The sequence below is a fragment of the Paenarthrobacter sp. NPDC090517 genome (genome assembly GCF_044769165.1).
GTDB lineage: Bacteria > Actinomycetota > Actinomycetes > Actinomycetales > Micrococcaceae > Arthrobacter.
Map to the genome: position 1 here is coordinate 116483 of NZ_JBIVXN010000003.1, position 20004 is coordinate 136486.

At 59.7% G+C, this 20004-nt stretch carries 19 protein-coding genes; 6 read left to right on the forward strand and 13 right to left on the reverse strand.

The annotated features are described in order from the left end of the window. Positions 1-81 precede the first annotated feature (81 nt). The 12 genes from ACIQTW_RS12200 to ACIQTW_RS12255 all read right to left on the reverse strand — a co-directional run bounded on the left by ACIQTW_RS12200 (position 82) and on the right by ACIQTW_RS12255 (position 12565). Complete coding sequence (locus ACIQTW_RS12200) at positions 82-1194, reverse strand: branched-chain amino acid aminotransferase (protein ID WP_402937124.1); 1113 nt, start codon at positions 1192-1194, stop codon at positions 82-84. Positions 1195-1430: 236 nt separating this feature from the next. After that, positions 1431-2204: an enoyl-CoA hydratase gene (locus ACIQTW_RS12205; RefSeq protein ID WP_402937125.1), complete on the reverse strand. Its 774-nt coding sequence runs from the start codon at positions 2202-2204 to the stop codon at positions 1431-1433. A 43-nt stretch (positions 2205-2247) separates the two neighbouring features. Further along, the gene (locus ACIQTW_RS12210) at positions 2248-3426 is read right to left on the reverse strand and encodes a bifunctional 2-methylcitrate synthase/citrate synthase (RefSeq protein WP_402937126.1); all 1179 of its coding nucleotides are present in this window, start codon (positions 3424-3426) and stop codon (positions 2248-2250) included. After that, positions 3423-4349 (reverse strand): methylisocitrate lyase, encoded by a 927-nt coding sequence (gene prpB, locus ACIQTW_RS12215; RefSeq protein WP_402937127.1) that lies wholly within the window; start codon positions 4347-4349, stop codon positions 3423-3425. The genes ACIQTW_RS12210 and prpB overlap by 4 nt, the downstream gene beginning before the upstream one ends. A gap of 148 nt (positions 4350-4497) precedes the next feature. Further along, the gene (locus tag ACIQTW_RS12220; protein ID WP_402937129.1) at positions 4498-5718 is read right to left on the reverse strand and encodes an acetyl-CoA C-acetyltransferase; all 1221 of its coding nucleotides are present in this window, start codon (positions 5716-5718) and stop codon (positions 4498-4500) included. Between the two features lie 47 nt (positions 5719-5765). Next, complete coding sequence (locus ACIQTW_RS12225) at positions 5766-6521, reverse strand: SDR family NAD(P)-dependent oxidoreductase (RefSeq protein WP_402937131.1); 756 nt, start codon at positions 6519-6521, stop codon at positions 5766-5768. 46 nt (positions 6522-6567) lie between these two features. Continuing rightward, the gene (locus ACIQTW_RS12230; protein ID WP_402937132.1) at positions 6568-7782 is read right to left on the reverse strand and encodes an acyl-CoA dehydrogenase family protein; all 1215 of its coding nucleotides are present in this window, start codon (positions 7780-7782) and stop codon (positions 6568-6570) included. A gap of 43 nt (positions 7783-7825) precedes the next feature. Further along, complete coding sequence (locus ACIQTW_RS12235) at positions 7826-8065, reverse strand: hypothetical protein (RefSeq protein WP_159734508.1); 240 nt, start codon at positions 8063-8065, stop codon at positions 7826-7828. 43 nt (positions 8066-8108) lie between these two features. After that, positions 8109-9398, reverse strand: a complete 1290-nt coding sequence (locus tag ACIQTW_RS12240; protein WP_402937133.1) for a dihydrolipoamide acetyltransferase family protein — start codon at positions 9396-9398, stop codon at positions 8109-8111. Positions 9399-9411: 13 nt separating this feature from the next. Continuing rightward, entirely contained in the window at positions 9412-10398 is a 987-nt protein-coding gene (locus tag ACIQTW_RS12245; RefSeq protein ID WP_402937135.1) for an alpha-ketoacid dehydrogenase subunit beta, read from the reverse strand. Next, positions 10395-11477 (reverse strand): thiamine pyrophosphate-dependent enzyme, encoded by a 1083-nt coding sequence (locus ACIQTW_RS12250; protein ID WP_402937137.1) that lies wholly within the window; start codon positions 11475-11477, stop codon positions 10395-10397. Before ACIQTW_RS12250 ends, ACIQTW_RS12245 begins: the two co-directional genes overlap by 4 nt. Further along, positions 11474-12565: a Glu/Leu/Phe/Val dehydrogenase gene (locus ACIQTW_RS12255; RefSeq protein WP_402937138.1), complete on the reverse strand. Its 1092-nt coding sequence runs from the start codon at positions 12563-12565 to the stop codon at positions 11474-11476. Before ACIQTW_RS12255 ends, ACIQTW_RS12250 begins: the two co-directional genes overlap by 4 nt. A gap of 148 nt (positions 12566-12713) precedes the next feature. On the opposite strand from ACIQTW_RS12255, the gene ACIQTW_RS12260 reads away from it, so the two are divergent. The 4 genes from ACIQTW_RS12260 (at position 12714) to ACIQTW_RS12275 (ending at position 16791) form a co-directional block, all read left to right on the forward strand. Beyond that, positions 12714-13238, forward strand: coding sequence for an Lrp/AsnC family transcriptional regulator (locus tag ACIQTW_RS12260; protein WP_402937140.1), 525 nt, complete (start codon positions 12714-12716; stop codon positions 13236-13238). A gap of 47 nt (positions 13239-13285) precedes the next feature. Next, positions 13286-15100 carry a gamma-glutamyltransferase family protein gene (locus ACIQTW_RS12265; RefSeq protein WP_402937142.1) on the forward strand — a complete coding sequence of 605 codons (1815 nt, stop codon included), beginning with the start codon at positions 13286-13288 and terminating at the stop codon, positions 15098-15100. 103 nt (positions 15101-15203) lie between these two features. Beyond that, positions 15204-15929: a GntR family transcriptional regulator gene (locus tag ACIQTW_RS12270; protein WP_402937144.1), complete on the forward strand. Its 726-nt coding sequence runs from the start codon at positions 15204-15206 to the stop codon at positions 15927-15929. 145 nt (positions 15930-16074) lie between these two features. Next, positions 16075-16791: a YoaK family protein gene (locus ACIQTW_RS12275; RefSeq protein WP_402937145.1), complete on the forward strand. Its 717-nt coding sequence runs from the start codon at positions 16075-16077 to the stop codon at positions 16789-16791. An 11-nt stretch (positions 16792-16802) separates the two neighbouring features. On the opposite strand, the gene ACIQTW_RS12280 is transcribed toward ACIQTW_RS12275, so the two are convergent. Then, positions 16803-17717 (reverse strand): dihydrodipicolinate synthase family protein, encoded by a 915-nt coding sequence (locus tag ACIQTW_RS12280; protein ID WP_402937147.1) that lies wholly within the window; start codon positions 17715-17717, stop codon positions 16803-16805. A 226-nt stretch (positions 17718-17943) separates the two neighbouring features. On the opposite strand from ACIQTW_RS12280, the gene ACIQTW_RS12285 reads away from it, so the two are divergent. Together ACIQTW_RS12285 and ACIQTW_RS12290 are read left to right on the forward strand one after the other, a co-directional pair. After that, a complete protein-coding gene (locus tag ACIQTW_RS12285) occupies positions 17944-18351 on the forward strand; it encodes a hypothetical protein (RefSeq protein ID WP_402937148.1) in 408 nt (135 codons plus the stop codon). Between the two features lie 70 nt (positions 18352-18421). Further along, complete coding sequence (locus ACIQTW_RS12290) at positions 18422-19852, forward strand: APC family permease (RefSeq protein ID WP_402937150.1); 1431 nt, start codon at positions 18422-18424, stop codon at positions 19850-19852. Positions 19853-20004 lie beyond the last annotated feature (152 nt).

Below are 20004 nucleotides of genomic sequence, written 5' to 3' on the forward strand. Positions count from 1 at the left end.
AGTTCCTGGCTGCACGTCAAAGTCGTGAACGGGCGTCGTGGTCACGTCGGGTTGGATATGATCCACCTCCTCGCCCGGAGGCTAGAGCAGTCGGGTCAGCCAGTCGTGGGTGTCCTTGACGGTTCCGGTCTGGATGCCCAGGAGCTGCCGGCGGATAGCCATGGTGGTTTCCCCGGCCTTCGCGTCCTCGGAGCCGATGAATTCGGTAGCGTCCTTGAGCACACCGATCGGCGTGATCACAGCTGCAGTGCCGCAAGCGAAGACCTCGGTGATCTCACCGGAGGCAACGCCGTCGCGCCATTCGTCCAGGGTGATCTTGCGCTCGGTCACCTCTCGGCCCATGTCCTTGGCCACCTGGATAACAGACATGCGGGTAACGCCTTCAAGGATGGTGCCGCTCAAGGCGGGAGTGACCAGGGAGCCGTCCTTCATGACGAAGAAGACATTCATGCCGCCGAGTTCTTCCACGGCGTCGTCATTGGAGTGGTCCAGGAACAGTACCTGCTTGCACCCGTTCGCTTCGGCTTCCTGCTGCGCGATCAGGGAAGCTGCGTAGTTGCCTCCGCACTTGGCAGCACCAGTACCGCCACGACCGGCACGGGCGTATTCGCGGGAGATCCAGATGGACACGGGCTTGAGCTCGCCGCCGAAGTAGTTCCCGGCAGGAGAAGCAATGACGCGGAAGGACACTTCACGGGCAGCACGCACACCCAGGAACGCCTCCGTGGCGATCATGAACGGGCGCAGGTAAAGGGCTTCACCGTCACCGGAAGGAACCCATTCCTTGTCCGCCTGCACCAGTTCGCGGATGGCGCCCAGGAAGTACTCTTCGGGCAGCTCCGGGAGGGCAAGGCGACGCGCGGACTTGTTCAAGCGCGCGGCGTTGGCCTCGGGCCGGAAAGTCCAAACGGAACCATCAGCGTGACGGTAGGCCTTCAGGCCCTCGAAGATCTCCTGGCCGTAATGCAGGACCGCAGCCGAGGGGTCAAGGGAGATGGGTCCGTAAGGCTCGATCCTGGCATTCTGCCAACCGCCATTGCCATCGGCGTCAACCTTGTAGTCGACGACGGCGGTGTGGTCGGTGAAGTAGTCGCCGAAGCCCGGGTTCGCCAGGACGGCTGCACGCTCCTCAGCAGACCTCGGGGTATCCGAAAGCTGCTGGCTGAATTCGACGCCATGGGCAGTCTGAGTCATTCCGATTTCCTGTCTTGGCATTTTGTGCGTTTTCGCAAATGAAGCCGGGTAGGCAATCCCGCCGCTGAACTGCAGCTGGCAAAAGACGCCCCGGGGAGTGGATCCCGGCGCGGCACCCGGATTTCGGGCTCTGCGTTGCGACGTCATCTGCCGCGCCGGGAGATTATGGGTACTCTGTTCCGCTGGCTTGGATTCGCTTATGTTGAGGTATTCAAGAGGCTCGTGCGGACGAGTACTTATCGGTGCAAGAAGCGCGCAGGGCGCTTCTCGACGAATGCCAGCATGCCTTCCTTTTGGTCAGCTGTGGCAAAAATGGAATGGAAGATGCGGCGTTCGAACAGGATCCCGCTATCCAGGGTTGTCTGAAAGGCCGCATTTACTGCTTCTTTAGCGAGCATCACGGCTGGGGCTGGCATCCCGGCGATCGCCGCAGCCGTTTTTAGAGCATCTTCGATGAGTCCGTTTCCGGGAACTATTCGGGCCACAAGACCTATTCGTTCGGCTTCGACAGCATCTATGGTTCGGCCGGTGAGAATCATTTCCATGGCCTTCGCTTTTCCGACCGCCCGTGTCAGTCGCTGAGAACCGCCCATTCCGGGAATGACGCCGAGCTTAACTTCCGGCTGGCCGAAGGTTGCAGTGTCGGAGGCAAGTATAAAATCGCAGGCCATGGCCAGTTCACAGCCGCCGCCCAGTGCATGGCCAGAGACTGCAGCCACGACAGGCGTGCGAACGCCAGAGAGCCTTTCCCAGTCCTGCAGCCAATCTTCAAAGTACAAGTCCATGTACGATTTGGACGACATTTCTTTAATGTCAGCCCCTGCGGCAAAGACGCGTTCTGAACCGGTGAGGACGATGGCTCCTATTGTGGCGTCTCTATCCATTTTGGTCGCCGCTGAAACTACTTCCTGCATGAGTTCATAGTTCAAGGCATTGAGCGCCTCGGGCCTGTTCAACGTGATTATGCCGACCCGGTCGTCGCGCGACACGTTGATGGATTGGTAGTTCATTGCGGTCCTCATTGTTCAGTGTTGCCGTTCCGGAGGGGTCTCATCAGATCGCAGGAGTCGCTACAGCGACGTGCCGTTCTTCGGGTCCGTTGTATTCGCTCAAGGGACGGATCAGGGAGTTGGAGGCCACCTGTTCCATGATGTGGGCGGTCCAGCCGGTGATGCGGCTGGCGACGAACAGCGGGGTGAACGTCTGGGTGTCGAATCCCATGAGGTGGTAGGTGGGGCCGGCAGGGTAGTCGAGGTTGGGTTTGATGGCTTTGGCCTCGTCCATGGCCTGCTCGAGTCCGTTGTAGAGGCCCAGGAGTTCGGGTCGTCCGTAGTGGGCGATCATCTTGTCCAGGGCGGCTTTCATGGTAGGCACGCGGGAATCACCATGCTTGTAGACGCGGTGTCCGAAGCCCATGACTTTCTTCTTCTGGGCCAGGGCGTCTTCCATCCAGGCCCGGGCACGGGTGGCGGCTTCCTCGAGGGATTCCTCGCTGCGGATGCCGATCTCGTCGAAGGTGTGCATCACGGCTTCGTTGGCGCCGCCATGCAGCGGACCCTTCAACGCGCCGATCGCGGCGGTCACCGCTGAATGCAGGTCCGAGAGTGTGGAGGTGACCACTCGGGCCGTGAAGGTGGAGGCGTTGAAGGAGTGCTCCGCGTACAGGATCATGGAGACGTTGAACGCCTCCACCACTTCGGGGACCTGTTCTTCACCGAAGGTCATCCAGAGGAAGTTGGCCGAGTAGTCCAGGTCCTCGCGGGCCCCAATTGAGTCCTGGCCGCGGCGGCGGCGCTGGTCGTAGGCCACCACGGAGGGCATCGCGGCCCAGAGGTCGATTGCCTTCTTCATGTTCGCTTCCGGCGTGGAGTCCTCGGCCAGTTCGTGCCGGGCGCCGAGCACCGATGCTGCCGTGCGGCAGACGTCCATGGGGTGGGCGGTGGTGGGCAAGGCGTCCACTACCGTCTTGACCACAGGGTCCAGGGCGCGGCCTGCGCGTTCCCTGGCGGTGAATTCGGCGAGCTGGGTTTCGTTGGGCAGTTCGCCGTTCCACAGCAGGTAGGCGACTTCTTCGAAGCTGCACTTGGCGGCCAGTTCCTGGACCGGGTAGCCGCGGTAGAGCAGCGAGTTGGTGTCCGGGTTGACCTTCGAGACGGCGGTGTAGTCCACCACGACGCCGGCCAATCCTCTACGAACTTCGGGCGCTTGCACTACTTCCTGCTGAATGATCATCGTGACTCCTTTGTCTTTGTGAACAGCGAGGGCACTTCAAAGTTGAATACGCCGGTATCGAATTGGTTGTAGGCCTCGTAGTCGACGAGTTCATAGAGGCGCGCACGGGTGAGCATTTCGCCGACGCGTACCTCTTGGGTACCCAGCCTCTTGAGGGTGTTCAGGGTTCCCTCTGCCGCCCGCATGGCAATGCGGAGGAGGGTGACGGGGTAGATGACCATGTTCACCCCGACTTGCTGGAGTTGCTCGGTGGTGTAGAGGTCGCTTTTGCCGAACTCGGTCATGTTGGCCAGGATGGGCACGTCCACGGCGTCGCGGATGGCCTGGAATTCGTCCAGGTCCCGCATGGCTTCGGGGAAGATCGCGTCGGCGCCGGCGTCCACGAGGGCTTTGGCGCGGTCTTGCGCGGCTTGGATTCCGTCGACCGCCCGGATGTCGGTGCGGGCCATGATGAGGAAGTTCGGGTCGCGTCGGGCGTCTGCTGCGGCGCGGATGCGTTTGGTGGCGGTGTCGATGTCGACGACGTTTTTGCCGTCCAGGTGTCCGCAGCGTTTCGGGTTGAACTGGTCCTCAATGTGGCAGCCGGCCAGGCCCGCGTTCTCGAGTTCCTGGATGGTGCGGGCCACGTTCATGGGTTCGCCGAAGCCGGTGTCGGCGTCCACGAGGGAGGGCAGGTCCGTCATGCGGGCGATCTGCCCGGCGCGGGTAGCCACCTCAGTCAACGTGGTCAGTCCGATGTCGGGCAGGCCGAGGTCGTTGGCCAGGACGGCGCCGGAGATGTAGACCCCGGCGAAGCCCTTCTCTTCAATCAGGCGTGCTGAGAGCGGGTTGAAGGCGCCCGGGAACTGCTGCACGGTCCCTGAGGCCAGCAACTCCCGCAGGCGCACCCGCTTCTGTTCCGGGGTGGTTGTGGAGTACAGCATTTAGAACAGTCCCTTCGGAGCTGCCACGGAGTAATTCTTGTCAACGAGGACTTCATAGGTTGTTGTCATCAATTCATCCTGGAATTGGTAGTCGGGGAACGTAGGCGCGCTCGGATGGTCCGTTTGGTGTATCTCGGAGCCGGGAAGACTAGTTTCGGTAGAGTAAAAGTGCTTCGCCTTGGCCGCCGCCGCCGCAAAGGGCCACTGCTGCCCTGCCGGTGCCGAGGCGGAATAGTTCGTTTGCTGCGTGCAGCGCAATCCGCGCTCCGGACGCGCCGATTGGGTGGCCCAGCGCGATGGCTCCGCCGTGTATGTTGCAGCGGTCCAAGGGAATGTTCAGTTCTTTGAGGGACTGAACAGCGACAGCTGCGAAAGCCTCGTTGATCTCGACGAAATCGAGTTGCTCTACTGTCCACCCCGACTTGGCCAGTGCGGATGAGATGGCATGTGCTGGCTGCGAATGCAGTGAGTTGTCTGGACCCGCCACCTGGCCGGGAGCGCCCACAACTGCAAGTATCTGGCAGTTGAGGCGTTCCGCATTTGCCCGACTGGTGAGGACAACCGCTGCAGCGCCGTCGGTGAGTGGGGAAGCATTGCCCGCCGTTATGCTCCCATTTGCGTCGAAAGCTGGAGGGAGTTTGGCCAGGGTCTCTACATCCGTGGCGGGGCGCACCTGCTCGTCATGCTTGAGGACTCGAGGCTCTCCCTTTTTTAGCCTGACGGTGATGGGAACGATCTCGTCGTTGAAGACCCCTCCCTGGGCAGCTTGGGCGGCTCGCCGGTGTGACGCTGCTGCCACTTCGTCCTGCTCGAGCCGTTCAATACCGAGAACTTCGTTTCCGCGCTCCGTCAGAATCCCCATGGACACGGCCTCCTGGGCGTCACTGAGCCCATCCCGAACGAGCGAATCTTCCATGATCCCCTGGCCGTAGAGCCAACCCTGGCGTGCCCCCGGCAGCAGGTGCGGACTCCTGGTCATGGACTCCTGTCCCCCGGCCACAACCACTTGGGCGTCTCCGGCACGGATAAGGCGGGCGGCGTCAATAACGGCGGTAAGACCCGAAAGGCATACTTTGTTCACGGTCGTTGCGGGCGCTTCGGTCCGGATGCCGGCTTTGAGCGATGTCTGGCGGGCGGGGTTTTGACCTGAGCCGGCTTGGACTACTTGCCCTATCACGACTGCGTCGACCAAAGAGGGATCGATTCCTGCCTTTTCGAGTGCCCCGCTTACGGCAGCCGCGCCGAGATCTACGGCAGTAAAGCTGGCCAGCTGGCCGTTTAGCTTGCCGTGTGGGGTTCTGGCTCCCCCTACGATCACCACGTCGTCCGGTCGTGGCGGGATGTGTTTTACTGACGATTGCTTGTTCATGTGTGTCCTTCGGAATAAGTCGTGGGCTTCCGGTATGGAGTTTTCGCTTACCGGGATGCCATCCGCAGAGCGCCGTCCATGCGGATGGTTTCCCCATTGAGGTAGTCGTGCTCAATGATCGAAAGGGCAAGCTGGGCAAATTCCTCGGGGCGGGCCAACCGTTTAGGAAATGTGACGTCTGCGGCGAGGCCTTTGCGCACCTCTTCACTGACGGACGCCATCATGGGGGTTTCAACAATGCCCGGTGCAATGGTGTTCACTCGTATGCCGAACGGAGCCAGGTCCCGCGCCGCAGGCAACGTCAGGCCCACGATTCCGGCCTTTGATGCGGCATAAGCGGATTGGCCTATTTGCCCTTCAAACGCCGCGATCGAGGCAGTGTTGATGATGACACCGCGCTGTCCGTGCTCATCGGCGGCCGTCTTCGAGATTGCTTCAGCTGCGGCCGACAGAACGTTGAACGAACCCACCAGGTTGATTTGGACAACTTTCATGAAGAGCGCGGAGTCATGGACTCCTCTCCTGCCGAGGATTCGCATTGTTGGCAAGATCCCGGCACAGTTAACAACCGTCCGGAGTGGGAGTCCGGCTGATGCCTTCTCGATGGCACTGCGGACCTGTCCTGGGTCGGTGACATCGGCGGCGAGGTAATCCACGCCGCTCACGGGCTCAGCGTTCTGGATTGATTCCTCCAGATCCACGGCGAATACCGTGGAGCCATTCAGGGCCAGTGCACGAACGGTTGCCGCGCCCAGTCCAGAAGCGCCACCGGTAACGATTGCTGCGGTGTTGTTGATTTCCATTGAGGTGCTCCTCCGTTGGGGTGTGCTGAAGTAGGTCGCGGGGGCATCAGCCGAATGCCGAGATCCCGGTTACCGCCCGGCCGACCAAGAGCGCGTTGATTTCGTAGCTTCCCTCGTACGAATAGATGGCCTCGGCGTCCGCAAAGATTTTCGCCATCTCAAAGTCGGTACTGATTCCGTTTCCGCCAACGATGGACCTGCCAAGTGCAACGGTGCTGCGCATCAGACCTGTACAACTCGCCTTAGCCAGTGCCGCATGGTCCATGGTGAGCCTCCCCGATTCCTTGAGGCGGGCAAGCTGGATCATGAGAGAGAGCGACATGGTGGCGTTTCCGGCCATTCTGGCCAACTGTTCCTGAATGAGTTGGAATGACGCGATGGGTTTGCCGAACTGTTGCCTTTGCAAGGCATAGGCCCGGGCAACATCGAATGCTGCAAGCTGCTGTCCCACCGCTTGCCAGCTGACCCAGACCCGGGAGTGCAGGAGAAGGGAATTGGCGTCACGGAAAGTGTTTGTTCCGGGCAGCCAGTTGGTGAAGGGAATTCGAACGTTATCCAAGGTGATGTCGGCGTTTTGGATTATCCGAACGGCGGTCTTGTTGGGGATTGCCTGTGTATGGAAGCCCTGGGTGCCCTTTTCTACGATAAAGCCCTTGATTTGCCCGTCTGCGGTGTCACGGGCCCACACCAAAACGTAATCAGCGAAAGTGGCGTTTCCAATCCACCGCTTATGGCCGTTCAAGATCCATTCGCCGCCGTCTTGGGTCGCCGTCGTCTGCATTTCCCGTGAGATGTCGGATCCGTGCAGCGGCTCTGTGAGGGCGAATGCTCCAATTTTTTTGAGCGACAGCAGCTCGGGAAGAATTCTTCGGCGATGGTCCTCAGACCCGAGTTCCCTGATGGCGGCGGTGAAGAGCTCGTCATGCACGCCGAAGAAGGTCGAGATGGAAGTATCAGCACGGGCGAATTCCATCTGAATCAGGCCCGCTAGCAAATGTCCTTGGCTGTTCAGGCCGGTCAGCTGCTGTTCGGCAAGACGGGGAAGGAGCTCGAAGGGGAATTCGGCTCTGTTCCAAAAGTCAACAGCTATGGTCCGTACCTCGCGCTGAAAGAAGTCCCGTACGCTCTGGAGCCTGGCGTATTCCTCTGCGGTGAGGAGGTCCGCGAGGAACAGAAGGTCGGCTTCCGGATACGGCGGTAGGTCGTCATGCTGGGCAGTGGCCGCACACACTTTCGGCATTGCCTCTTTGAGCACTGGCATGATTCCTCTTTTCTTATCAGGGTCAGCTAATGGTGGATTTGTACTACTGGAGCTTGCCGATGGATCTGAGTTGTTGTTCGGATATCAGGATCTGGAATCCCGACCCCTTGTCCACCACTTGCCGGCCGAAGCCATGCCCCTGCTCGAGCCAGATGACGCGGCCGTCGGTCGAAACTGTCTCAACGACACCCATACGAAGAATGCGTCGGTCCTGCCAAACATGAACCATGGCTCCGATGAGGATGGTCCAGTCGGTGACCAGGAAGGCTTGGTTCGTCTCCATGTCCGGCCTGTGTCATGCCTCTCAGGTTGGCTGCGGGCGAGCTCTATAGAAATGCAAGCCCTGGTTCGCGGAGCAGAGCAGCGGTGTCGGCCAGCAGCTGAGAACCTTGCTGCCCGTCTATGATGCGATGGTCGAAGGAGAGAGCCAGTTGAAGGATGGACCTTGGTTCGATCCTTTCCCCGCGTTCGTCCTCCACAACCCAGGGAGTCCGACGGACAGTTCCGACCGCCAGGATCGCAGCTTCCCCTGGGTTGAGGATGGGGGTTCCGGAATCGATGCCGAACACGCCGATGTTAGTGATGGTCACGGTGCCTTGGGACATAGCCTGCGGTTCGGTTTTGCCCGCACGGGCCGTAGCTGCCAAGTCTCCAATCGCTCCCGCTAGTTCGAGGAGGCCCATCTGCTGGGCGCCTTTGACGTTGGGAACCATCAGACCGCGGGGTGTGGCTGCCGCGATGCCTAGGTTGATCTGCGCGAATTGCACGATCTCCTGAGCTTCCTCGTCCCAGCTGGCATTTGCTTCCGGCGTTCTTTGAAGTGCCTTCAGGAAGGCACTGGCTACGAAGGTCAGAGGCGTGAGCTTGATTCCTGAGAATTCTCTGCGGCGACTGATTTCGGCCTTCAGTTCCAAAGTGCGCGTGATATCGACGGCGACGAATTCTGTGACATGCGGTGCCGTGAATGCTGATTGGACCATCGCTGCGGCAGTGTGTTTACGAACGCCCTTAATGGGGATTCGGATGTCGCCGGGGGTGACTGCTCCTGCAGGAGCGTTGGATGTGCTGACTGAGTGTGCCGCCCTCAGCACATCTTCGCGGGTCCTTATTCCATCGTTACCTGTTGGTTCGATGGTGTGAAGGTCCAATCCCAGGTCTTTCGCCAGCTTCCTCACAGGCGGGCTTGCTTTGGGCCGGCCCACCGATACTGCGGGAGCGTGGCGAAATTGCTTATCTGGTCCCGTTGTCCGCGACCGCCGTCGTTTGGCCACGGTTTCCCGGGCCCCATAACCCACCAACAGCTTCGGGTTCCGATCATCGGCCACGGATTCCTTCGCATCCGTGGATGGCTGGTTTGTGCTGGAGTTTTCGGTCAACGAGGTCGTTATGCTGATGATCGCGCGTCCCACATCAACTGTTTCGCCCTGTTCGGCCAGCAGTTCGCGGACTTCTCCTGCGAAGGGACATGGTAGTTCCACCAGCGATTTTGCGGTTTCAATCTCCACAATGGCTTGGTTGACCGTGACATGGTCTCCGCTCTTGACCAACCATTTTACGATTTCTGCTTCTGTGAGGCCCTCACCCACATCCGGAAGGGCAAATTCTTTGATAGTCATGGTTCCGGTTCCGTTAGTAGTTGAAGCTCTGGTCAACGGCGTCGAGAATGCGGTCGAACCCGGGCAGCCAGTCTTCTTCAAGCCGGCTCGGTGGGTACGGCGTGTCGTAACCGGTGACCCTGATGATTGGAGCCTCCAAAGAATGGAAGGCTGCATCTTGGACTCGGGCGGCGATCTCCGCGCCCAATCCTGCCGTGCGGGAAGCCTCGTGGGCGACGACCAGACGACCGGTGCGTTCTACCGACTCGATGATCGTGGCATCATCAATCGGGGACAGTGATCGGAGATCAACGACCTCAACGCTGCGGCCTTCTTCGGCGCATACGTCGGCGACTTTTTGGGCCACGGGAACCAGGGCCCCGTAGGCCACAAGAGTCAAGTCATTGCCGGGTCGGACGACAGTTGCCTTCTCCAAAGGCTGAGGCGCCCGGGCTGGGTCGACCTCGCCTTTGAGCCAGTAGGAACGTTTAGGTTCGAGGAACACCACAGGGTCCTGGCTGCGCACTGCCAAACGGATCATGTCGTATGCCTCCTGCGGCGACGACGGGCTGACCACCTTCAGGCCTGCAGTATGGGCAAAATAGGCTTCCGGAGACTCGGAGTGGTGCTCGATCGCGCCGATACCTCCTCCGACCGGTATACGGATTACGACAGGCAGACTCACTCTGCCCTCTGATCGGTGCCTGTACTTTGCGAGCTGAGTAATGATCTGGTTCATTGCAGGAAACACAAAACCGTCAAACTGGATCTCGCAGACCGGTCGATAGCCTGCCATTGCGAGACCTATGGCACTTCCGATAATCCCTGCTTCACCCAGTGGAGAATCCACGACCCTTAGATCGCCGAAGCTCTTTTGGAGCCCGTCGGTGACTCTGAAAACTCCGCCCAATTGGCCGATGTCTTCTCCGATCAACATGACTTTGTCATTCTCTTCCATGGCCTCGCGCAACCCGGCGTTCAAGGCGTGCGCGATCGGCATGGTGCTCAGCTGCTTGCTCATTCTGCTGCCTCCACAAAGGCCTTATGGTCATTCATTTGGCGTTCAAGTTCCGCTGTGATGTCGGTGTACGTAGTTCTAAAGGGCAGATCGGGGGCAGGGTCCTTGGCGGAGCGGCAGCCGGCCCTGAGCCTTTCGGCCAATTCCTGTTCTTCCTGGGCGATCCGATCCAAAAACGATTGGTCAATAAGTCCAGCGGCTGTCAGGTAGTTGCTGAGGCGTTCGATTGGGTCCAGTGATGCCCATACGTCGTTTTCTGCGCCTGAGCGGTAGCGTCCGTCATCGTCCGAGGTTGTGTGCGGATTGCGCCGGTACGTGAATGCTTCGATGAGCGTTGGGCCATTTCCCGCCCTGGCCGATGCCATTGCGTCGCGGGTTGCCGCCAGGCATGCCAGGACGTCATTGCCGTCGACTCTTATGCCGGGAAAACCGAACCCTTGGGCGCGCTGTGCGACGGAAACCCGGCTTTGGACAGAATAGGGAGCCGAGATCGCCCATTGATTGTTTTGACAGAAGAAGACAACGGGAAGATTCTGGGCCGCAGCCCAGATGAACGCCTCGTTGGTTTCTCCTTCGCTCAAGGCCCCATCACCAAGGAACACCAGGACCGCACGGTCACGTTCGCGATTGCCCGTCCCGACGTCACCGTCGCGCACTATGGCCATCGCATATCCCACTGCATGAAGGGTTTGGGCGCCAATGACCAGTGTGTAGAGGTTGAAGTTGTTCTCTGTGGGATCCCAGCCACCCAGGGTTGTGCCTCGAAAGAGTCCCAAGAGGTTTACCGGATCCACCCCACGGCACCACGCCACACCGTGTTCGCGGTAGGTAGGAAAAACAACGTCCCTTTCCGCCAGTGAGGCGGCGGCTCCTACTTGCGCTGCTTCCTGACCCAGCAGGGATGGCCACAGTCCAAGTTCTCCCTGGCGTTGCAGCGCGATTGCCTCGGTGTCCACCCTGCGGGTCATGATCATGTCTCGTAAGAGGGCAGCGCCATCTACGGTGTCCTGATCAAGAGACAAATCAGGGTGTGATAAAAGGGTTCCATCCTGGCTTAGTAGCTGGATTGGTTCGGCAGTCATGCGCGGCCTCCTGTTGCATCGGCAAGACGGCGCTGCACAATTTCCCGAGCTGCCATTGCCGGGGTTTTCGAACCATCCCGTGCTGTGCTGAGCATCTCGGTGACGGCGGCGCCGATCATTGCAATTCGGGTAGTTACTTCTTCTGCGCCTGGATCGCAGACCTCGGATGAGACCTGAATCAAGCCACCGGCATTGGCAACGTAATCGGGTATCCAGAGGGTGCCCTGTGCGTGGAGTTGGCTTTCACCCTCCGCAGTCAGTAATTGATTATTGGCAGCACCACAAACCAATCGCGCCCTAAGGGAGGGGATTGTCGTTTCGTTCAGGGTGGCTCCCAAAGCACAAGGAGCGTAGACGTCGATTCCCTGATCCAGTACTGCAGACGCTGTGGCTATCCCGGGATTAGCTTGGACGGTGCGCTCCACTGCCTCGGGATCACGATCGGCGAGGACCACTTTCGCACCTGCGTCCACGAGCAGACGGACAAGCTGGCCCCCAACTTTTCCTGCACCTTCTACACCGACGCTGCGGCCCGAAAGCCCCGCACTGCCCCAAAGGTGGAGCGCGCCGGCTTGCATGGCCGAGTACACACCCAAGGCCGTAGAAAACCCGCTGTCTCCGGATCCTCCCGTGTTGCGGCCTACCACCCAACGGGTTTGGGAACCAATGATGTCCATGTCGGACGCCGTCGTCCCCACGTCCCCTGCAGTGATGTATTGGCCCTCAAACATGTCCACGAACCTGCCGTACGCTTCAAGCAGCTCCCGAGACTTTCCCGTCCGGGGGTCCCCGATGATTACCGCTTTGCCGCCGCCAAGCGGAAGTCCAGCAGCGGCTGCCTTGAGCGTCATTCCCTCGGACAACCGCAGGACATCTGTGAGGGCTTCCTTTTCATCCCTGTAGGGAAAGAAGCGTGTTCCCCCCAGTGCCGGGCCGAGGGAAGAATCGTGGATCGCCACGATCGCCCTCAGTCCCGTATCTCTGTCACGAATGATCCGTACTAGTTCGTGACCGCTGGTCTGATCAACGTCGACGTCGAAGGTACCGTCCCTGCCCATGTCGGGCTTGATCAATAACGCCGCACACACGTGGTGCCTCCTGATGCCGGATAATTGGATCCAATACGGATTTGTTCCACAATCGTGAGGTAAGCATGGTGATATGGTCAACACATTCGTCAGCAACTAAACGAATCGTCCACTTGGCGCGATGCACTCGAAGGGGCAACTGAACAAAATGATCACCATTGACAAGCTCGACGCCGAACTCCTCAAGCGGCTGCACAGTAAGGCCAGGGTGGGAGTGGCGGAACTGGCAGTGCAACTGGGAATTTCACGGAATACGGTTCTGGGAAGACTTCAACGGCTGGAAGGCGCAGGCATACTCAAGGGATTCTCCCCTGTGATGGACCTGGAGGCAGCGGGCGTTCCCGTCCAGGCCTTCATTGGCTTGGAATTGGACCAGCGCCAGCTCGCAAAGGTGGTCGATGCCCTCAGTAGGATCCCGGAGGTTCTTGAAGTCACTACGCAGGCAGGACGCGAAGACCTCATGGTCCGGGTTGCCTCCACCACCCTGCAGGGAGTTCAGTCCGCTGCAGCCAGAATGGTGGACATTCCCGGCGTTCGGCACACCAACACAACGCTTACCGTCTCCACCCCGCTGCCCTATCGGGTTCAACCACTCCTGGACCATCTCACTAAGGACTTAGGATGGGGCCGATCCACTCCCCTTCCGGCCAGCCCGGCAGAAGACGAGAACTAGGCTCAATAATTGGATCCAAAACGGGAAAAATTGAATACACTAGGCTCATGACGCACACAGGTTTTGCAACGAAATACACGACGGCGGCTGCGACGCCTACCCGGCCCACTCTTCAGGGCTCGTTCGGCATGAGCGCCTCCACCCATTGGCTGGCTACGGCGAGTGCCCAGTCTGTTTTGGAGCGTGGGGGCAACGCGTTCGACGCAGCCGTAGCGGCTGGCTTCGTGCTGCACGTCGTTGAACCCCACCTCAACGGGCCCGCTGGTGACATGGTGGCGCTCTACGCACCCAGGGGCCGGGATCCGCGCGTCCTGATGGGTCAGGGACCAGCCCCGGCGAGAGCCACTATTCAGCACTTTGCCGCGGAGGGTCTCGATTCAGTGCCTGGTGCCGGCGCGCTTGCGGCAGCTGTCCCGGCGGCCGTTGAAGCCTGGATGACGTTGCTGGCCGACCACGGATCGTGGGAATTGGCAGAAGTGCTCGAGTACGCCATCCACTACGCAGAGAATGGCCACCCTATAGGTCATCAAGCGGCGGCAGTGATCGGCACCATGGCAGTGCATTTTGAGCAACACTGGCCTACTTCCGCGTCGCTTTGGATCCCGGACCAGAAACTTCCCGCGGCGGGAGACAACGTCAAAAACGTAGCCTACGCCAATGTCCTTAAACGATTGATTGAAGCCGGTAGCGCGGCTAATACGCGCCAGGGCAGGATCCGTGAATCCCTCAAGGAGTGGAAGGAAGGTTTTGTCGCCCAAGCCCTTACCACTTTCGCACGCAGGCCCCATAGGCACTCGTCCGGAACAGATCACGCGGGAGTTATCGGCCTCAGCGACTTCTCTGACTTCAACGTCTGCATCGAAGAACCGGTATCCATGGACTTCCGTGGGACGACTGTTCTCAAAGCGGGTTTCTGGTCGCAGGGACCGGCACTTTTGCAGTGTCTGGCTATCCTTAAGAATTTTGACGATGAACATTTGGATCCATCAACAGCCCTCGGCGCCCACACCATCATCGAAGCATTGAAGCTCGCCATGGCTGACCGGGATTCCTTCTATGGGGACTCGCGTGCGGAGCCGGCGGATCTCACAGCCTTGTACTCCGACGCATACGGCAGGGACCGGGCTCAGCTCATTTCGGACTATGCGTCAAAGGACTTCCGGCCGGGAGCTTTGCCCGGAATCCCTGCCCACAGGCCCCCGCTTGTTAATGCCCTTGATTCGACATCCGCGCTGGGCGCCGGCGAACCCACCGTCCGGATAACGGGCGAAACCCGGGGAGACACTTGCCATCTGGACGTCGTCGACAGATACGGAAACATGGTCAGCGCGACGCCATCGGGCGGCTGGTTACAGTCCTCCCCCGCGATCCCCGAGTTGGGCTTCGCCCTCGGGACTCGACTGCAGATGACGTGGCTGGACGAATCCTCACCTTCGGCACTCCGCCCGGGGGCCAGGCCCCGAACGACACTAAGCCCCACGCTGCTGATGCGAGATGGCCGTGTGGTCGCTTCCCTGGGATCGCCGGGCGGTGATCAACAGGATCAGTGGCAGTTGCTCTATCTGCTCAGGACGCTTGTAGGTGGGTATACGCCCCAGGAAGCGATAGATGCACCTACATTCCACACCAGCGCCCTGGCCAGTTCGTTCTGGCCACGAACGTGGAACGCACTGGGTGTCATTGCCGAGTCTCGTCTTCAGCCTGAGGTCCTGGCCGAGTTGAGGGAAAGGGGCCACGACGTGACCATGGTCGACGGCTGGTCCCTGGGGCGCCTATCGACGGTCCTCAGGGATCCCGAGACCGGTCAAGTCAGTGCGGCCGCAAACCCACGAGGCAATCAGGGCTACGCCGCCGGTAGATGACCTTCCTTCTCTGCGCTGCTTCAGTCACTACATCCCTACAGGTAGTTGATTCAGATAGGATCCAATTGACTGAAATGCGTTAGCATCGATCTTGGAGGACCCAATGACTGACCCCACTGACAGTGACACCCGCCTTCAACCAACCGAAGGGCGGGCACGCACCGTCGACTTTCTGGTCAACGCACTTCAGGAACGAATTAGCGACGGCGAGTTCGGTGTCGGGTCGTGGATTCGGCAGGAAAGATTGGCCGAAGAATTCGGGGTCAGCCGGATGCCAATACGCGAAGCTCTCCACCGTCTCCAGGCACTCGGCGTCGTCGAGATTGTCGCAAACCGTGGCGCCCGCGTGAAGATGCCCTCCATGCGCGATATTGCAGAGGCCTTTGAGGTTCGTGGCGTACTTGAAGGCCATGCGGCATTCCGCGCGGCACGCGGCTGCACTCAGGCCGAAATGGACAAGCTCCATCTGGCAGGGCAATGGTTTGAAGCGGCCGCCGAAGAAGCGCGCAAGGGATCCAACGAGAAGGCCAAGGAACTTTGGTACAAAGCCAATGAGCTCTTCCATGGCACCGTTATCCAAGCTTCCGGCAACAGGCAGCTCAGCTTGAGCATCAACGCCCTGCATCATCGGATGCCGAGAAACCTGACATGGTCAGCGCTTGGAGGGGACCCTCGTTTGCTAAGCGACAATGCAGAAGAGCACCTGCGCATCGCTGACGCAATCGAAGAACGGGACTCCGAACTTGCGCGCAAACTGACCATTGAGCACAGCGCCCGGGCACGGGAACTTGTCGAAATTCACATGGGATCACAAACGCAACAAGGCTGACAGTTACGGCGGTCATAACTTAGAGTCATTTTGGATCCAATTCTAGCTGTTCTGGATATCATTAGCTTATGACATATCCAATTGATAGCTCCTTTGCCCTGGCTCACCCCCTCCGCTGGCTCGCTGACCTGAGCGGGGCGGCTCTGTGAAAGCCCGAAATCGCCCCAAGGTAGCGACGGTTCACCTTTGGCTGATGCTGGGTTTGACGTTCTCCACCGGCGTGGCCGACGCCGTGGGTTACCTTGGCCTCGACAAAGTGTTCACCGGCAACATGACAGGGAATGTGGTCATCCTTGGTATGGCCCTGGCCGGCGCGGATGGACTACCGATTGTTGGCCCCGCCGTTGCGCTCGTGGGGTTTATGGCCGGCGCAGCAATAGCCGGGCGCGCACTTCGAGGGCTGGAAGCAGCATGGACCGGCGTCACCACCGGGATCCTGCTAGGTGTAGGCCTCGCCCTGACCGCACTGGCAGTGTACCTGAGCCTTGAGTCCGCCGGAGCCCCGGAGTTGAGTGAGATCGTTGTCGCTGCGGTTATAGCAACGACGATGGGTGCCCAAGCCGCCGCCGCCCGACACCTGGGCGTCAAAGATGTCACTACGGTGGTCGTCACTTCGACCATTACCGGGCTTTCTGCGGATTCGTGGTTGGCGGCCCGCATCTCCCAGCCGTGGCCACGGCGCCTACTGGCTGTTTTGCTCATCAGCGCCGGCGCAACGGTCGGCGCGGTTCTGTTATCAGTTCACCTGGCGCTTGGCATCGCACTTTCAGCAGCAATCACCCTCGTAGCTGCTGTGGTTGGCCATCTTTTGGGGCGACAGACGCCGGTGCCCGAGCCGGAAAATCAGGTCGCCGCAGTTTAGTTCCACCGAGCTCAGATGAATCCATAGAACCGACTGTGCGGATCGAAGGCCGCCGACCACGAGCTGGCCGGCGGCCTTACCCCAGCGAATTCTATGATGCCCTGCCTGCGCCAATGCTCTTTTCGGATTGCTACACTCGTCCCCGGCCGGGTTTCATAGTTGATGAGCCCGGAAATCCCCCCGATCAAGGCGGCGGCGCGACTTTCATTACCCGACTGCCACGCGGTCATGGCCGCGGCAAGTACCTCCGGGCGAGTGATCCCGGCAACCATTCCAACTGCTCCAGCACGGAGATCCTCCACCAAACCCAACCCCCCGAAGCCCCCGATGAGGCGACACGACGTTGTAGCTGCCAGATGCTGAATGGTCGCAAACGTGGGCTCAGCCTCGCATTTGATACCCGCGATGAAATCCAAGCCTGCAACGGCCATCGCAAGATCCTCGGCGCTGATCCGGATGCCCGTGGCACGCGGTAGATCCTGAACCAGGATCGGCAGTCCGGTAGCCCGGTGGACGCCCAGAAGATGACCGCGGAATGTCGCTGAGTCGCTATTGGTAACCGGCACCATGATCGCCGAGAGTTGCCCCCGCAAGGCTCGCGTCAGCTGCCCGGCTTCCAGCAACGCTTCACTTTCACGCACTGACATAACTGAACCTACTACCGGTATTTCGCCGGCGGCATCCGCAATCGCTTCCATCGACAGCAGCTTCTCACTCATGGAGAGGCTACCCGGTTCGGCGATAACACCAAGGCCTACCAGCGTTGTACATCCTCGCTCGACCAGCGTCCGCGCCAGCTGCCCCAGCGATTTCTCATCAACCCCCTTCAAGTCCGGCAGAAATGGCGTTGCAACCATGCCCCATAGATCCAGGGGAGGTTCTGCGGTGGGGCCGGCGCCGGTCCGGGATGCTGCTGCGTTCGTCAAGTTCTTTCCCATCATGGAAGTGCTTCGCGCCCCTGGTGCAAACAAGCACCCGGGCGACAGAAACATACGGTGAATTTTCCGTGACGGGTTGACGCCGCCACCAGATGCATGCGATATTCATCACATCAAATCGGATCCAATTCTACACATTTACATCCAATCCTTGCCAATGGGAGCGGCCCCGTAGCAGCTCGCTCGGGCCAGGAACGGATCGACCAGGAGAGTCATGACGGACGCACAGGGCACATACCCTCCCACCCCTGGAGACAAACTGATCTTCGAAAACGAGAGGGTCCGGGTGTGGTCGATGACCATCCCCGCCCACGGCATGTTCGATTACCACCAGCATTTCCACGATCATGTGATCCTCTGGCCCGAAAACGGACACGTCCAAGGCCAGGAGCTTGGAGATGACGATTGGTCACTGGAACAAGTCGCCCAGCCCGGATACGTCGCTTTCAAGACTGTCGGTTCATCAGGACCGCTTGTTCCTCACAGGGTCCGAAGCCTCGACGATCATGCAACGACGCACTACATCATCGAGCTCATCAGCGAAGAGTCCCCCAGCGCAACGGATTTGCCCACAGTCTCCAACGACTTGGGCAAAGTCACCGACTTACGCAACAGGTACTGATTCACTCCAGGGCCGTACCAGCCATCACCCGCCCTCCCCAACGGGCGGGAACACTTTAGGAGTAGGAAATATGACCGTTCAGGGCAGCGCCGCAGACGTGGCACAATCTGCTTCACCCGGACTAAAAAAGAACACCATCGGAGCCTTCGGGATGACCTTTATGGTTATCGCCGCAGCCGCGCCGATGACAGCAATGGCCTCAAACCTCTCCATCAGCCTTGCACTTGGGGTGGGTGCTGGCACCGTAGGTCAGCTGATTCTCGTGGCAGGGCTCTTGGCCATCTTCGCTGTTGGCTTCGTAGTCCTGAGCAGGCACGTCACCAACGCCGGCGCGTACTACGTCTTCATCGGTTACGGCTTGGGAAAGCGGACCGGAGCGGCGTCCGCGTTTGTGGCATCCGTGGCGTACAACATGGCTGCAGGAGGGATGATCGCTGCCACCGGCTACTTCGCGAGCCTCACTGTCGAGTCTTACACCGGACTCAGTGTGCCCTGGTATGTTTACGGAGCAGTCGCACTCGTTGTAACTGGATTGCTGGGTGTTCGCGGCGTCGGAATAGCCCAACGCTTCACCACAGGCATCTCCTTGATACAGTTCGGTATCATTATTGCCCTCGGCGTTGCGATCCTGCTGCAACGTCCCGAAGGATGGTCGTTGGCAGCTTTCTCTCCCTCCGCTGCATTCAACGGCAACATAGCCATTAGCTTGGTCTTCTGTGTGCTCTCCTTCGCCGGATTCGAAGCAACAGCAATATATGGCGAGGAAGCGAAAGCGGCCCGCCGCAGCATCAAAATTGCGACCTATAGTTCGCTGATCCTCTTGGCCGCCGTTTTCGTCTTCTCGACTTGGTCCATCGTGTCGGCCTTCGACAACGTTCAGTCCGTGGCTCTTGAGGATGCCGGGACCCTGGTATTCCGTACCGCTGACATGTATTTGGGTCCTTGGTCCGGCGGTGTGCTGAGTACCGTGGTGACTGTCAGCTTCCTGGCCGCTGCCATCGCCTTCCACAACATGGCGGCGAGGTACCTTTTTGCACTGGGACGCACAGGCCTCCTCCCCAAACGCCTGGCCCGGACACACTCGCGCTTCGGCACCCCCTACATCAGCTCAATGGTCCAGATTGCCATTTCCTTTGTCATGCTGGTTCCGTTCGTCCTGACACAAGCCGACCCCATAGTGAACCTGTTCCCGGCTGTTTCAGGCATTACATCGCTGTCACTGACCTCACTCATGATCGGCTGTTGCGTCAGCATCATCGTCGCAAGCACCCGCAAGCTCCTTCCCGAGGGACTCTGGGCAACCATCGTGGCCCCGGCCATCTCGGGAGCCGGCCTGCTCATCATCGTGATCATCATCGTGATGAACTACCAAGCGGTCACCGGAAGCGACTCCCTAGTGGTGGCCCTGATGCCGGCCATCCCCGCTGCGGCTGCAATCTATGGAGCCATCGCTTACAGAAGGCGCCACGCCGCGGACCTGGAGGAACATCTTAAGGAGTAGTGGGACTTGGATGCGGAGCCACCTTCATGGCTCCGCATCCAGGCCAGCCGGTCCGTCCGGCCCTCTTTTTTGTCCGCTGAGGCGAAATAGAATTCGGTTTCCGTACCCCCCACAGCCCCGAAGAGACGCAGGGCTTTGAGTCCCGAGTAGAA